Annotated in this window: 13 protein-coding genes; 5 read left to right on the top strand and 8 right to left on the bottom strand. The window is 67.6% G+C overall.

The features are described 5' to 3' along the window. Positions 1 to 117 precede the first annotated feature (117 nt). On the bottom strand, positions 118 to 855 hold the full coding sequence (locus O7603_RS07080) for a methyltransferase domain-containing protein (protein WP_281574870.1): 738 nt from the start codon (positions 853 to 855) through the stop codon (positions 118 to 120). Between the two features lie 47 nt (positions 856 to 902). Between O7603_RS07080 and O7603_RS07075 the strand changes: the two genes are divergently transcribed. Further along, entirely contained in the window at positions 903 to 1319 is a 417-nt protein-coding gene (locus O7603_RS07075) for a GNAT family acetyltransferase (RefSeq protein ID WP_281574869.1), read from the top strand. A 418-nt stretch (positions 1320 to 1737) separates the two neighbouring features. Here the strand turns inward: O7603_RS07075 and O7603_RS07070 are convergent, their stop codons facing one another. From O7603_RS07070 to O7603_RS07055, 4 genes are all read right to left on the bottom strand, one after another. Further along, positions 1738 to 2658 carry a transposase gene (locus O7603_RS07070; RefSeq protein WP_281576636.1) on the bottom strand — a complete coding sequence of 307 codons (921 nt, stop codon included), beginning with the start codon at positions 2656 to 2658 and terminating at the stop codon, positions 1738 to 1740. Between the two features lie 415 nt (positions 2659 to 3073). After that, a complete protein-coding gene (locus tag O7603_RS07065) occupies positions 3074 to 3574 on the bottom strand; it encodes a hypothetical protein (RefSeq protein WP_281574868.1) in 501 nt (166 codons plus the stop codon). Then, a complete protein-coding gene (locus O7603_RS07060) occupies positions 3561 to 8813 on the bottom strand; it encodes a trypsin-like peptidase domain-containing protein (RefSeq protein WP_281574867.1) in 5253 nt (1750 codons plus the stop codon). The genes O7603_RS07065 and O7603_RS07060 overlap by 14 nt, the downstream gene beginning before the upstream one ends. Before the next feature lie 345 nt (positions 8814 to 9158). Then, entirely contained in the window at positions 9159 to 9356 is a 198-nt protein-coding gene (locus tag O7603_RS07055) for a hypothetical protein (RefSeq protein ID WP_281574866.1), read from the bottom strand. A gap of 100 nt (positions 9357 to 9456) precedes the next feature. On the opposite strand from O7603_RS07055, the gene O7603_RS07050 reads away from it, so the two are divergent. Further along, on the top strand, positions 9457 to 9597 hold the full coding sequence (locus O7603_RS07050) for a hypothetical protein (protein WP_281574865.1): 141 nt from the start codon (positions 9457 to 9459) through the stop codon (positions 9595 to 9597). A gap of 388 nt (positions 9598 to 9985) precedes the next feature. Continuing rightward, positions 9986 to 10936 carry a Tn3 family transposase gene (locus tag O7603_RS07045; protein WP_281574864.1) on the top strand — a complete coding sequence of 317 codons (951 nt, stop codon included), beginning with the start codon at positions 9986 to 9988 and terminating at the stop codon, positions 10934 to 10936. 83 nt (positions 10937 to 11019) lie between these two features. Here O7603_RS07045 and O7603_RS07040 read toward each other — a convergent pair whose 3' ends face one another. Then, positions 11020 to 11733 carry a VOC family protein gene (locus O7603_RS07040; protein ID WP_281574863.1) on the bottom strand — a complete coding sequence of 238 codons (714 nt, stop codon included), beginning with the start codon at positions 11731 to 11733 and terminating at the stop codon, positions 11020 to 11022. Positions 11734 to 12150: 417 nt separating this feature from the next. Between O7603_RS07040 and O7603_RS07035 the strand changes: the two genes are divergently transcribed. Then, positions 12151 to 12525, top strand: a complete 375-nt coding sequence (locus O7603_RS07035) for a carboxymuconolactone decarboxylase family protein (RefSeq protein WP_281574862.1) — start codon at positions 12151 to 12153, stop codon at positions 12523 to 12525. Between the two features lie 264 nt (positions 12526 to 12789). Here O7603_RS07035 and O7603_RS07030 read toward each other — a convergent pair whose 3' ends face one another. Together O7603_RS07030 and O7603_RS07025 are read right to left on the bottom strand one after the other, a co-directional pair. Beyond that, positions 12790 to 13158 (bottom strand): GNAT family N-acetyltransferase, encoded by a 369-nt coding sequence (locus O7603_RS07030; RefSeq protein ID WP_281574861.1) that lies wholly within the window; start codon positions 13156 to 13158, stop codon positions 12790 to 12792. A gap of 89 nt (positions 13159 to 13247) precedes the next feature. Then, on the bottom strand, positions 13248 to 13628 hold the full coding sequence (locus tag O7603_RS07025) for a nuclear transport factor 2 family protein (protein WP_281574860.1): 381 nt from the start codon (positions 13626 to 13628) through the stop codon (positions 13248 to 13250). A gap of 598 nt (positions 13629 to 14226) precedes the next feature. Here O7603_RS07025 and O7603_RS07020 point away from each other — a divergent pair. Beyond that, a complete protein-coding gene (locus O7603_RS07020; protein ID WP_281574859.1) occupies positions 14227 to 14397 on the top strand; it encodes a hypothetical protein in 171 nt (56 codons plus the stop codon). Positions 14398 to 14484 lie beyond the last annotated feature (87 nt).

Here is a 14484-nt window from a genome sequence, read left to right as displayed (position 1 = left end):
TTCGTCCGGATGCCACGCCAGTATCCGGACGAATCTCCCGGCCCCACCGGACCGCCCGCCCGGGCCTCGGCTCGCTCGGGCGAACCGTTCGAACCAGGCCTGCTCGCCGGCCGATGATCAACCTCTGCGTAGTACGAGCAGGTCCAGGGCGTCGATCACCGGTCCGGTTTCGGTGAGCGCTGCTTGGTGCAGGCGACGTACGCCTGCGTCGTATTCCTCGTCGGTGATCAGTTGCAGCGGGCTGTGTGCCTCTCGGCGCAGGGTGGTCGCCGCGTCGTGTAACGATGCGGCGGTGATTTGTGGGACCTGCTCCAGGCTGACGGTGGAGAATCCTTCGCCGGCGAAGGCTGCTTCGACCTGGGCGACGCTGGGGTAAGTGTCCAGTACCCGGATCGCCTCGGGGAAGTAACGGAACAGGGTGATCGCCTTGTGCCGGCCGGCGAACGCGGACCGGATCAGGACGAGCGAGCCGAAGCGCAGGACGCGGCGTAGTTCGCGTGCCGCGGCGGTCAGGTCGGGCACATGGTGGATGACGGTGGAGATCCAGGCGGCGTCGACGCTTGCGTCGGGGAGCGGGATGTCGGCGGCGTCGCCAGCGACGATGGGTTGGTATACCGACCGTTGGCGCATCGCCGTTGACGGCTCGACTGCGGTCACTTCGACACCGGGGAACCAGGATGAGAACGCCTTGGCCCAGCTACCCGTGCCGGCCCCCAGATCCAGCAGCCGCATGCCCGGCTGCGGGCCGATGTGCCTGATGACAGCGGCCCGCCACTCGCCGGCTTCCTCATCCCCCAGGTGTCGGGACGATGCGAACGCGCTCGCGTCCGTGTGGTCGTATGCGATGCGAGCCATGTCGATGAGCAAACCGCGTCAGCAGGGCGCGGGCAAGGAGACAGGTTGTGATTCACATCCGCCAGTTCCAGTGGAGCGACTACGACGCTGTCGTCGCGGTGTGGATAGCCGCTGGTCGCGATGGCCTTCCCCGCGCTGAGCTGGAAGCCAAGCTCACCCGCGACCCTGAGCTGTTCCTGGTTGCCGAGTTGGGCGGCGAGGTGGTGGCCGTGATCATGGGGACCTATGACGGGCGGCGGGGCTGGATCCTGCGACTCGCTGTGCACCCTGCCCACCACCGGAGGGGCATAGCCACCCGGCTGGTGAATGAACTCGAGAGCCGCTTTCGGCAGTTGGACTGCCCGAGGGTGAACCTGCTCGTCATGCCGGACAACGCCGCCGCGTTGCAGTTTTGGCAGGCACTTGGCTACTTGCCACTGCCGGACGTGCTGTGCTCCAAGCCCATGCAGGTCGGCAGGAGGTGACCTTCGGCCGAAGGCTGACCGTCTTGTGATCAACAGCGCATTCGAGGCGGACGCGGCGGCCGATGTGTCGGCGGGAGACGGCGCGGGGGCCCGACCAGGGCCCGAGGCCACGACGCACAGGTTGAAGATCAAGCTAGTGCCTCGTCTTTGAACGTTGATCGTGTAATCCGTCAGTTCTGAGGACGTGCCGGGCAGACTGTCTCCCATCGGTTTGCTGTGGGAGGTGGCGGCTGGTGGCAGACGCCCTGAGGTGTTCGTCCGGCAGGTATCGATGGCCGAGGGTCAGGGGTTGCAGCGGATTACCCGGACGGCTGTCGTCTCCGCCTGATTCTCAATGCCGTTTGTCAAGTGGCGAGGGCGGTCAGGGATTGTCCTTCTTCGTAGGGTCGGTTGTCGCGCAGCATTGCCCAGAGGACGTTCACGCGGCGCCGGGCGAGGGCAAGGACGGCTTGACCGTGGCGTTTGCCCTTAGTTCGTTTGCGCTCGTAGAAGGATTTTGAAGCAGGGGCTGCGCTGGATGCTGATCAGGGCTGATGCGTAGAAGACGCGTTGGAGTTGGCGGTTGTAGCGCTTCGGGCGGTGCAGGTTTGCCGACGCGCCGACCGGAGTCGCGTGGCGTAGGTGCCAGTCCGGCGTAGCCGGCGAGGTGGTCAGCGGACGCGAACCCGTCAAGGTTGCCACCGGTGGCGGCGAGGAACTCCGCGCCGAGGAGGTCACCGATACCGACCATGCTAGTGATCACCTTGACATGGTGGTGGCGGTGGAATCGGTCAGCGATGAGCTTGTCCAGCTCGGCGAGTTGCTGGTCGAGGTCGATGACGTTGGCTGTAAGCCGGCCGACGAGCTCCCCGGCCATTGCCTCACCGGGAACACGGACGTGCTGAGCTTCGGCAGCCTGGATCGCCGCGGTGGCGAGCTTGTTCGCGTGGCGGACTTTGCGCTCGCGGAGCCAGAGCTCCAGTTTCTCTCGCCCGATCGCGGTCAGAGCGGCGGGTGTCTGGAACTGGCTGATGAGCACGAGCGGTCCGCGGTTGGTGAAGTCGAATGCCCGCTCCAGGGCGGGGAAGATGCCGAGCAGCCGTACTCGAAGCCGGTTGATGGTGCGGGTGCGATCGGCCGCGAGGTCGGCGCGGTGGGCGGTGAGCATGCGAAGTTCAGCGAGCAGGGTGTCGTCAAGGTGTAGCTCACGCAAGTCACGCCGCATTCGGGCCTGGTCAGCGATAACGGCGGCGTTCTTGGCGTCGGTCTTGCCCTCGCCGCGGTATGCACCGGCGATACGGTTGACCGCCACACCTGGCAGGTAGAGGACCCGCTGGCCGCGCTCGAGCAGGAGCGTGATGGCGAGAGCGGAATGCGCTCGACGCTACGGCCCCACCCGTTCGGGAGGGCATCAACTATCAGCAAGCCGCCAATCCCGGATTGGGCCTGTCCCGATCCGGTGAGCTCTTCGGCGACAGGGATGTGCTTGTCGTATGGACCAGATCTGTCAAGTCGGCGTCGTCGGGCGGCGGCTGCTCCGTGCACCGCGAGCAGCGCCGCGTCGGCATACCCTTACCGTCCGAGCCGAGGCTGGGCGTTCGCGGCGGGTGCGTGGGTTCGGGCAGGTTACGGTGGTGATCCTGTTGGTTCCGGCGAACCCTCTCCGTCCGCGTCAACCGATGAGCACTTCGCGGTCGAGGCAGATGCGGCCGGTGTTGCGGGGTTCGATCGGTCTTCTGCTTGAGGCGTTGGTGCGTTCCACGCCTGAGTTTCCTCTAATCAGGACGATCGGATGGCGGGTCCAAGAGTTCCTGTAGGAAAGTGCGCAGATCCACGACGGATCCGCCAGACCGGCCGGCTCCGGCACCGCGGTCGCTGATCCCGTGCTGCTCTGTAGCCGTCGCGGCGCGAGTCGCCGCTCGGACGGCCTCGAGCGTGCTGTCCACGCGACTCGCCCGAGCCTTCTCGTCGCCGGCCTCCGCTCGGGCGTCGGAGGCCTCCTGCCGAGCCGCCTCCGCGTCGGCGCGCGCCGTGGTCACCGCCGAGCGGTTGACCTCGCGGCCGAAAAGCCAACCGACCGCGGTGAAGACTATCGCCTCGACAGCACCGAAGATGTACACCCGCCGCTGCCAGACGGCGTCGTCACTGCGGGCAAGCCAAATCATCGCCGCTACGAGGGCTGCGAACGCTACGAGCATGGCCAGGGTGACACCGAATTGACGGCGCCAGCGGGCGGCTTCGTCAACGGCGGCAGCGGTGAGCTCAGCTTCGGTCACGGTTGTCCTCTCCTGGTATGGCATCCAGCAGCATGTTCATCACCGCTCGGTGCGTGTCATCCGGTGTCTCGGCGAGCCGGCGGTCCCGGCTCCCGCCGAGCAGAGCGCGGAGTCGGGCAACCAGATCGGACCAGGGCTCGGACCCGTCCAACTGGGTCAGTAGCGCCTCGACCTCGTCGGCCGGGCCGCCCTGCGACGCCACGAAGACGTGGCGGAAGAGCAGGGCGACCGGCATCGCGAAGGCCAGGTCGGCATCGATCCGTACCCTGCCCCGCACCGCGTTCCGGCAGCGGGCGATGAGCACCTGGTCCGTCCCGTCGACAGCGACGTCCAGGGCGGCCTCGTCGTGTCCCTCCGCAAGGAGCGTGTACGCGTGTGCAACCGCCTCCCAGTCGGTGCCTATGTAGTCGGGCAGCAGTCGGTGAAGCCCTCGCAACCAACCCGCGACGCCTCGCCGCGCCTGTACGACCGCAGCGATGTACGGATCCCACTGCATCCGGACCGCGGTGAGCTCGACGAGGCCCGGACCGCATTGGGTCACCACCGCGTCGAGCACGCGGTCGAGCATGCGCTGAGCGTTCTCGCTGAGGGCGGGGACAATCGCCTCGCCGAAACGCACCCCGTCGATGATGTCGACGCGGCGTGCCAGACCGGCGACCGTTCCGACGTCGTGCCAGCACAGTTGCAGGTTCAGCGAGTTGGCGGCCAACCCTACGTCGAAGGGAGCACCAAGGCCGACGCCGACGACGCCGGACGCGATCAGGTGGGCGAAAGCGTCGGGGTCGAAGGTGTCGCGCAGCCCCACGGCCCGGGCGTGGTCGCGGTGCGCACGATGGATCACAGTCATCTCGCCCGAGTCGTACGCCGCGGCGAGTGCTGCTGCCGTCAGGCGCGCCCGCTCGTCGTAGCCGAGCCGGCCGGCCGTCTCTGCCTGCCAGCCGAGCACCTCTGCCCGAGCTGTGGCGCTTGCCATCAGCATCGCCAGCGACTCAGCGGACAGGGCGCCGATCGTGTCCACCGCGTCCTGCGGCCGGCCGGCATCGCGGCAGGCGCGCAGGTAGCCGCGGACCACGACCCGGAACATGTCGGCATCTTGCTCACAGTGCGCGTCTACCCACGGGACGGCCTCGATCAGTGCGGATGCCGCCTCGTCGTGGCGTCCCGCCGCACTGAGCGCCTGACTGCGCAGCCAGGGAATCATCGCGACGACCGTCCAGCGTTCCTCGCGCACCGCGTCGCTCCAAGTGCGGATGACCGCGTCCAGCTCCGTGTAGACGGCGTGGCGAGCATCGAGGGGCACCTTGACCGCCACCGTGGACACCAAGTGCGCGAGAACCGGGTCATCGTGCCGCCGGACCACCGCGCACAAGGCCGGACCGGCATCGCTGGGCAGATCGTCCTCGGTGACGCGCTCCACCACACCTAGCAATGCCCGAATAGCCGCCTTGGCATCGACCGGAAGCGGCAACACCCCCAGGAGCAGCCCGACGATCGCGTCCTGGTGCTCCGCGGCCTCTGGGCGGTGCGCCAGATACTGAACCCACTGCACAGCCTCGTCGATGAGACGGCGCTCGCCGGTCTCGCCAGCCTCCCGGCATGCTCGCAACAGCCCATCGACCGCCTCGACGACATCCGGAAACGCCGCATGACCCCGCCGGATGTGGACGCGGGCGGAATGCGCCAGGAGGCTCGGTTCCGACCGGATGATGTCGTCGACAGCGCGATCCGCCTCCTCGTTGTCGCCTGCTCTGAGCAGACCAAGGGCAATGGCGAGCAGCCGGGCCGCCCACGCCTTCCTGTTCTGTGCGGACATCCGCCAGCCGAGCATGTCGCGGCCGATTACGGATGCCTGACGCAGCAGCTCCGCGGCGCGCTCCGCCATGCCCGCCTCAGTGGCCTCCTGCGCTGCGGCACGTAGTTTCTCGAGTTCCTGGAACCGGAGCATCTGCACCGCCACCAGGTTCTGCAGTCGGGGATCACCCTCGTGCTGCCGCACGAGCTCGTCGGCGCGCCGGGCCGCCTCGGCCGCCAGATCCGGTCGGCCTGCACGAGGGGCGGTCTGAGCCACAATGTGCAGAGCGGTGATTAGCCGGGAAGCGGTCTTTCCGGGCGCATGCTCGGCGTACCGGTCGAAGTACCGCACGGCCTCGGTCGCGGCGGCCATCGCCTCCTCGGGACGATCGAGATCGATGAGGCAGTCGGCGAGATTCAGATGGACCAGGCCGAGCATGTGCAAATCCGGTGGCGTAGCCCGAGCCTTCATGCGAAGCACCCGGATCGCTTCACCGTAGAGATCAAGCTTGTCCCGCGGCAGCTCCAACTCGGCCGCCTGGCAGAGAAAGAGCGGCAGGTGTTCGGTGTACGTCTGCGGGTCCTCGTCAGCCAAGTCCCGCAGGGCATTGAGGTACACCTGGGCCGCAGACCGCGCCTCCGCCAGGAGACCGCGTCCGGCCAGCTCGACCGAGCGCCTCCAACCAGCCGTGACCTCTTCGAAGACGGCCGCCTCCGGATCCGGCTCGATGCCATCGGCCTCGCCACCCAACTGACGCTGTAACACGGCCGCCTCGTCATGCCGCCCCTGACGGTCGAACAGGCGGGCGAGCAGCACGAGCGGGGTCTTCGGGGTGTCCTCCAGCTGGGCGCGGGCGCGTTCGGCCGCCTCGACCAGCAGCGACTCGGCCGCGGAGGCATCACCCCGGTTGCTGTGTTTCTCGGCCAGCTCGCACAAGTAATAAATCAGGCGCCGCGCGAGATCCCGATTCCAGATCGAGCCTCGGCGGGCGACCTCGCAAGCCTCGGCGCGCAACGTCAGCGCGGCGCCGTCCTGCTCGTCACCCTCCAACGCCGCGGCATGCACCTGTAACGCCATCGCCAAGATCTCGCTGCCATCGCCTTCCGAGGCCAGCAGATGCAACCGGTCGCCGCGCATCCCGATGCGGAAGAGAGGTTGCTCGGGCGGCACGTTTTCGGCTGCGCGAGCGGCCACGTCGGCCCGCAGGTCGGGAATCAGGCCGCCGGCTAGGCTAATCGCCTCAGCATAGCGTTCCAGTTGCACGAGGATCATGGCGCGCAGAATGACGAGCATCGGCGGGAGCGCCGGTCGTTCCCCGCCGACGATTCGAGTCACCAGACTGTCCCGCCGTGGCGCCTGCCGGGCCGCCTCCTCCGCGCGGTCGAGCAGAACCAACGCGAACTCCTGCAGGCTGCGCCGACCGCTGCGGCGCAGATCCTCGACCCGCCCGAGGGCGTCCGCTGCAGAGAGCCCGGCGACATAGCGGCTGGTGCGAGGTGCCTCGCCATGAACCCGGGTTTCGGCGACCCACAGCGCCGCCAGCAGAAGGAACCCCCGGGCCCGTACGACGGTGTCGAGGCCCGCGTCGACCTGGCGCCGAATCGCCTCAGGCACACTGTCGTCAGTGGCAACCCGCAGGAGCAGGACCAGCCCATCGACAGCCTGCCACACCGCGCTAGAGGCGAACACCGCCCCCAGGTAGGCCGGCCCGTCCAACGCGTCCTCGACCACCTGGGCGAGCAGGGTCTCGGCGAGCCGGTCCAGGGGCAACGGCGCCCACCATCGCAGGGCGGTCGAGTTTGGGTAGAGCTCGTGCAGCAGGCCGGCGAGCGGCCTGACCTGAGGGCCCGCGATCGCGGACAGGCGGCCGACCACCTCACCGGCCTGAGCCGCGTTTCGGGCGGCGAACAGGCTCGGCAGCAGCAACGCCTCGCCGGTCAGATCGGGGTCACAATCCAGCCGTAGCCGGCGGCCAGCGCGTTCTAGGTGCCGCTGCTCGTGCCGCACCAGCTCATCCAGCGAGTCCGCCCATGAGGCCGACGCTACTGGCAGGCTTCCGTGATCACGCTCGTGAATGGCGCTGACGAGCGCGGCGGCGTGCAGGGTGAGCATGTCGCGGCAGCCGGCGGCGCGCCGGACGAGCTCGGATCCCGCCTCGCCGTCCGGTCTCGCGCTGCCCATGTGCTCCCGGAACGTCCGCAGCGCAACGGTGAACGCGGCCTTCGTGCCATCCGGCCCGTCTCCTGGCAGCCCGAGGACGATCGGCTCACGGTTGATCCGATACCGCGCCTCGCCTCCCGGGGAGAACCGCGTCCACCAAGTCCCGGCCGAGCGGGCCAGCAGCAGGAAGCGCACCGCGTCCGGCGCAACCGCCTCCGCCAGCCTCTCGAGCTCGGTGCGGTAGCCCTCGACGTAGTCGAACGCCACCAGCACCCGGTGCCCCAGGTCGGTGGCCTCCTGGATCATGTCGGCGAGCCGGCGCACGTCCTCGGCCTCCGGTGGCTGCCGCACGCCGGCGACCCAACCCTGCCCGAACAGGCGGTCGGCCAGCTCCAGAGCGAGGCGGGTCTTGCCGGAGCCACCTGGGCCGCGCAGCAGCCTGATCATCGGTGCGCTCGCCGCCTCGTCGGCCGCAAAGGCGGTCAGCACGTCGAGTTCGGGACGGGGAAGAAAGCTCACGACCCGGTGCCGCGGATCCAGCCACCACGAGGGCGGCGGATCGCTCGGCGGTTCGGGAGTCCGGGCCGGGTAGGCGATGCCGAACAGCCGCCGGGCCAATGCCGCCCGGTGCGTGGCCAGTTTCCACCAGGCTGAGCCGCGCGGATGCCGTTGTGCATTGGCCTCCGCCAGGCCGTCGAAGGCCGCACAGGCGTGCTGGCTCGGGAGGATCCATCCTTCCGGACTCCCCGGATCGTCGGTGGCGGCCTTCACCACCCCGCACACGGACCCGGCGTTCATGTCGAGGACGAGGCTGCCGCTCATGCCGGCCGGTATCCGCCCGTCGCGCACCTTGAGTAGGGGTGGGGCGGAGGAACCGACGACCTGAAACGTCGCGGTGTCCGCGGCCGGGTGGGTCGCGGGTGTTTGACGGCTGAACCCGATCGCCATCGCCTGGGTCCAGGCCGACGGGGCCGAGCGCGACAACCAGACGATGGGATGACCCGGTGGTGCGTCCACCTTGAGCAGGGCCAGATCCGGCACCTCGTACGTTCGCCCCGCCCCGGCATGCTCGGGAACGCATACCGCCTCCGACACCTGCAACCGGGCGTTGGACCACCCCACCCGCAACCGACCGGCCGTCATGCCCTCGACGACATGCGCACAGGTCATGACATGACCCGAGGCCACAAAGAACCCGGAGCCGAGAAACCCGCCGGCATCATCCTCGATCCGGACGGCGCATTCACGGGCGAGGTCAACGAGATGATCCCTAGGCGAGTGCGGCATGGAGACCTCCCAGCCGCGACACTCCCACACCGAGCACCCGTTCGGGAACAGTGGGTTATCCGAGGCGACAAGAGATTCCTGTCTGCAGGCCGATGTCGGGGCAGGCGCGGCCATGGCACTCGGCCGGGCCGCTCTTGATCCTTCAGGCCAGATGTGGGGAACCCTTGAGTGCCGTCCCGAACCGCGGCGAGATGATCGCTGGCCACGATGAGGCGTACCCCCATGCCACCAATCGGGCGTCACGGTACGCAGTGGCGGGGGCGGCGGCGCCCCGGCGAGGAGTCGTGCCGATCTGGCCGCATCGGTCGCGCCTACATGGCGATACTGCGTGCACTGCCTTGAAGATCAGTGGCCGGTGCCCTGGAGGCGTGTGCCTCGGGCGCGGACGGCAGCCTCCAACCGCAGGCCAGTACCGACGAGGACGAGCAGCCCAGCCAGGATGAATGGACGGTCGGTGGCGGTGCCGAGGGTAAGGACCGCGACGAGTAGTCCAACCACGATGGCGGCGGTGCCGACGTTTCGCAGGGTGAGGGTGGTCAACACGCCGCTGAGTGTGCCAGAGCACATGTTTGTTCGTCGTCCGGCGGCATCCGGATCTGCCGCTGAGGAAGCACGACTCCTCATCCTCACCGCCATCTGGCACATGATCAGCAACGATGCCGACTACCACGACCTCGGTGCGGCCTACTTCCTGACCCGCACCGACCCCGCTCGACAGGCCCGCCACCTCATCGGCCAACTCCACCAACTCAGCTACCAGGCGACCGTCGCCCCGGTCCACTGAGGTTCATTTTCGACTCAGACCCTCATGTCGCACATCAGGGGGACGCTAGTGGTCTAGCATCTCCCGCGCCAGGACACACCTTCTGTCAGAAGATCAGGAGTAGGCAGCACAGGCAGGGTCGTGGCAGGGCGAGGCAACGGTCGGCGGTGACCCAACCCAGGTACCGTAGCCCGGTGACGGCCAGCGGCCCGCGAACTGCTGCAGCACACCATCGTCGAGCAGGCCCGTCATTGTCAGAGGAAAACAGGCGGCTGACCCTGCTGCGGCGCGCCGAGGCAGGGGCGCAAGCCATGAGCGCAATTCTCCGGGCACCGCGACCTCGTCGTGGCGACCACCAACGCCACCGCGATCCGGGCGGCGGACCCACCATCCCCACCACAGCCAGAGTGTGCTGCCAGGGGTAGTCACGCACCGTCAAGCCCCGGTCAAGGGCAAGAGCATCACCGCCCGGCACCTGTCGCGGTACTTCGCCCGCGCGCAGGGCGTCTCCACCTACACCCACGTCTCCGACCAGCACCCGACGTTCGACACGAAGGTCATCATGGCGACCGGCCGGAGCCGCACTACGTGCTCGACGGGCTGGGGCAACGAAACCGATCTGCCGGTGTTCGAGCACACCACCAACACCCACGGCGCAACTCTGGCCACCTTTGCCCTGTTCGACCTGGTCGGCAAGCAACTCTCACCGCGGATCCGCGACCTCGGGAAGATCACCCTGTACCGGGCCGGCCCCCGCGCCGACTTCCTGGACCGGTACCCGCGCGCCGAGATGCTGCTGACCCGCCGATTGAACCTGGACCTGATCACGAACACGTGGGACGACCTGCTGCGGGTCGCCGCGTCCGTGCAGGGCGGGCACGCCACCACGGCGCCCGTGGTCTGCAAACTGTGCTCCTCGAAACGGCAGCAGAACGCGCTGACCAGCGCGATCAAGGAGTACGGGGCGCTGTGCCGCACCGTCTACGCCACCCGGTACCTGGCCGACGAGACCTACCGGCGGCGCATCGCCCGGCAGCTGAACAAAGGCGAGAACCTGCACGCGCTGCGCCGCTCGCTCGCGTACGCGGGCGAGGGAGCGCTGCAGCGTCGGCATCACGAGAAGCAGACTGAGCAGATGTGGTGCCTGACCCTGGCCACCAACACGATCGTCTGCTGGCCAACGGAGTACCACGGCCTCGGCGTGGCCGCCCCGCGCCGGACCGCGACGTCGACGACGAGGTCCTGGCGCACATCTGGCGCACCCACCACGAGAACGTGCACTTCTACGGCACCCACTCCGTCGACATCGACGGCGAACTCGCCCAACTCGACACCGACGGCTACCGGCCGCTACGGCTGACCGAGACCGCTCCCGGCAAATAGCCGACACCGTGCCCTGGCTCAAGGTCTCAGCCAGGGCACGGTGTCGGCTGAATGCGGCACCTAGGACAGCGCCGCCGCAAGGTCGGTAGCGGCCTCATACGCAGCAGCAGCCCGCGTGGCTTCGTCCGCACTCAACGCGACGCGGTCAACACGGGCCAGCATCTCGACCGCCGTGGCCGGATCGTTCAGGACCATCGCAACCTCAGCGCGGTAGACGAGCACCTCCACCAACGCGACTGGGTCGTCATCTGCCTCGGGATGGGCCAACGCACTGTCAAGAATCCGAGCCGCCTGCCGGGCGTCCCCTCTGGAGTCGGACTGCACGACGGCGTTCGCCATCGCCTTGCCCAGCCGCCCAGTCGACGCCGGCGCGGGGGAGGCCGGGGCGTTTTGGAAGACGCGGATCCAGTTGCCGCCTGGATCGATGACGCTGAAGCCGCTCAGCCCGTCGGCGTTCTTCCGCGCCCGGGGCCGGGTCATCCGCGGCGTCCCGGAGACCAATACCTTGCCGTACGCGGCGCGCATTCCCGCCGCGAAAGCCCGGTACAGCTGCCCCGTGTCCGGGGTCAGCACGATACACGAACCGTAGGACTGCGCCGGATCGAACCCCGCCATCTCGAAGAACTGCAGATGTAGATCTTCACGTTGTAACCCCACGGCCGGGTTGGGCTTGCGCTGCTTGTAGGTGGTGTGAAACCCGAGCACCTCGTAAAAGGCGACGATGTCGTCGATAGAGGCGCAGGGCAGCAGGGGAACGGTTACCTCGTTGGTCACCCGTACTTCGTAGCCGTCGTGAATGGGCACATGCACATGGAAATGGCCGATCGTCCGCCACAGACGACTGAACGGCCGATACAGCGCATGCTGCGCTGGTGCGCCAGCGACCTCTACCGGTACTCACCTCCGAAGGATGCCTACCTACTGGAGCCGGACGACTAGCCTCAATCCGGGTCCCCGCAAAAGCGGTTCGATCGCAGCTCAGGCCACCGCGGGTGCCGCTTTCGGCCGGACAGGGCGCGGCCGTACGGACGTGGACGTGCCCACCCCGCGGTGCTGTCGTTGTGACCTACAGGAGGTCATCCCTTGGATACCAGGATCCAGAACGTCCGACTGAACGCCGCGTCGAACGAGCAACTCATGGCTCTGGCAAACGCTGGGGCCGCAGCTTTCGGCCATACCGCCACGCTCCGGGTGGAACGGACCCTGGCCCAGCCTCTGCGTTTACGCGTCGCACAAATCAACAACTGCAGCTACTGCCTTCTGGTGCACCACGCCGCTGCGCGCACCGCCGACATCCCGCAGTCCAAGGTCGAGACGCTCACCGCGTGGTGGGAGACACACCTGTTCACCGAGGCGGAGCGAGCCGCGCTGGCCTACACCGAGGCGTTGACCCGAGCCGCCGACGCCACCGTCGACCAGCGGATCCAGGAGGCACACGACCGGCTGGCCACGCACTTCACGGAGGACGAGATCCTGGAGATCGTAGCCGTTGTGATCAACATGAACATCTGGACGCGACTCAAGATCGCCGAGGGTGCCATGCCCACGGCGGCGCCCCTCGGGTGATTCGATACCCAGCCCTGTCATCGAAGCAGGCTCGCAGCAGTCCGGTCTTCCTGCTGGCGACCTCCGAACTCGTCGTTCAGGCGCTCAGAGCACGTTGAGATGGGGTCGATCAGGTCCAGGTGACGGCGCGGCGGGCTTGACCGCGTGGCGGTTTGCCGCGCGTGACACGGCGGGTGCTGCGAAGAAATCAGGCCACCGCGCGATCACGTCGTGAGGCCGTGACAGGGCTCGTCCGAGGGGTCTCCAGCGCGCGGCCCGGTCGTTTCAGCCACCGGCCTTCGCCCGCGCCGACTCGGCAGCAGCACGATCGGAGTAGCCCGGGTGTCGGGCGTCGATCAGATCGGCATAGGTGGTCGTTTGCGAGAGGTAGTCGACCACAAAGGGGCAGATTGCGGTGATCGTGCCTTCGCGGGCGCGGATCTCGTCGAGTACTCGCCGCACCATCGCGCCCGCCACGCCTTGATGTTGATGACTCGACTCGACTTCGGTGTGCCGGAGGGCGTACCGGTTGGGCTTCAGGTGGGTGTAGTAGAGCCAGCCGACTAGCTCGCCGTCGCGGTAGAGCTCAAAGCGGCCCCGATCGAGGCTGTCGATCAACTCCTCGCCTACCAGTGCCTGCCCCTCGCTGCTCATCGGTCACCCTTCAACGTATCGGGGCCACGATGGAGTTCGAAGAACTGTTCGTAGCGTGCCTGGGCCGGAATATCAGACATGCTGGCGGGTCAGGCGCCCGGGGCGATCGCGCAGGCGGAGACGCAGACCCAGGTGCCCTCGCGCTTCTGGTACACGTCCGTGTACAGCGCTTCTTGCACCACTCCATCGGCGATCATGGTGTAGGTGACGCGGCCGTGGATCAGCGCAACGTCGCCGAGGATGCGGATCTTGAAGTCGTGCAAAGTGATGTCTTTGATGGGTCGGGGCTTGGCGATGTATTCGAGGTACTCCTCTCGGTTGCGGGTGACACCCGGTGTCTGCGCGATGAAATCTTCGGCGAGGAATTCACTGAAGCGCTTGGCATCGCTGGCCTCGTCCGAGTGGATGTAGTCGAGGTTGAGCTGTTCGAGGATTGCCAGATCTTCGGCGGACTGCTTGGTTTCGTTCATTTCTTGCTCCTTGTCGTGGAGTTCGGCTTTCGCCGAGCTGGGTTGTGTTCCGTGCCGCAGATGCGGTGCTGGCGTGAGCGGTCGTGCCGTCTAGTTGGTGTCAGATTCGTCGCGCCGTTTCGGCGACTACGTCGCAATCTCGGTCGGGCCTCGGCGCGCGCCCGCCGCAGTCGGTTCCGCGGCTGGCGGCTCCTGCATGCACCGTCCTCGAGTAGCGGCAGGTCGTTGGCCCGATGAGTTCGGTCGCTCCGTCGACCATGAAATGACAGGACGGTTTGGTCCATCCTAAGACGTCGCGGCGCCGCTCGCAAACGTGCACGCCTGACCGCCCTGACCATGCCGGGCTTGTGGCCTGCATCGGTTATGAGCAGGCCGGGGGGGATGTTAGATGGCCCGCCTTGCTGGGTGCGACACGATCATCCGGCAACCTCCCAGCAGCGCTTCCGGGAACCCAGATCTGGACCCTAGCGTCCAAGCATGTGTGCCGGTTCCACGCGGAGGTGGCGAGCGCCACACCTGGTCGACGTTCTCTCTCACCGTCTCAATGACGCGGGCGTATTGGGCGCCGTGGTCGAGCTGGGCGGTGACCATCAGGGGTTTGGGGGAGCAGACCGGGAGCCGTTCGGCGTCGCTGTTCTGGGTCGGCGCTGGCACGAACCGCGCGACACTCACCCGCGACACCTACCAGAGCGTCGTCAAGCGGCTGCACCGTGAGGCCGCAACCGCCGTCGCCGGCAGGATCAAGAACACGCGGCGTCGTACCGCTTGAGCCACCGACCTGGATGATCGGTGATGGGTGAAATATCAGCTCAGGGGGATCTGCGGTACTTTCGTCACCAACACCGACCTGCGAACA

It is taken from the genome of Micromonospora sp. WMMD812, assembly GCF_027497215.1.
In the GTDB taxonomy this organism is placed as follows: Bacteria; Actinomycetota; Actinomycetes; order Mycobacteriales; family Micromonosporaceae; genus Micromonospora.
Note: the sequence above shows the minus strand (reverse complement) of the source record. Positions and strands in the feature narration are given on the sequence as shown.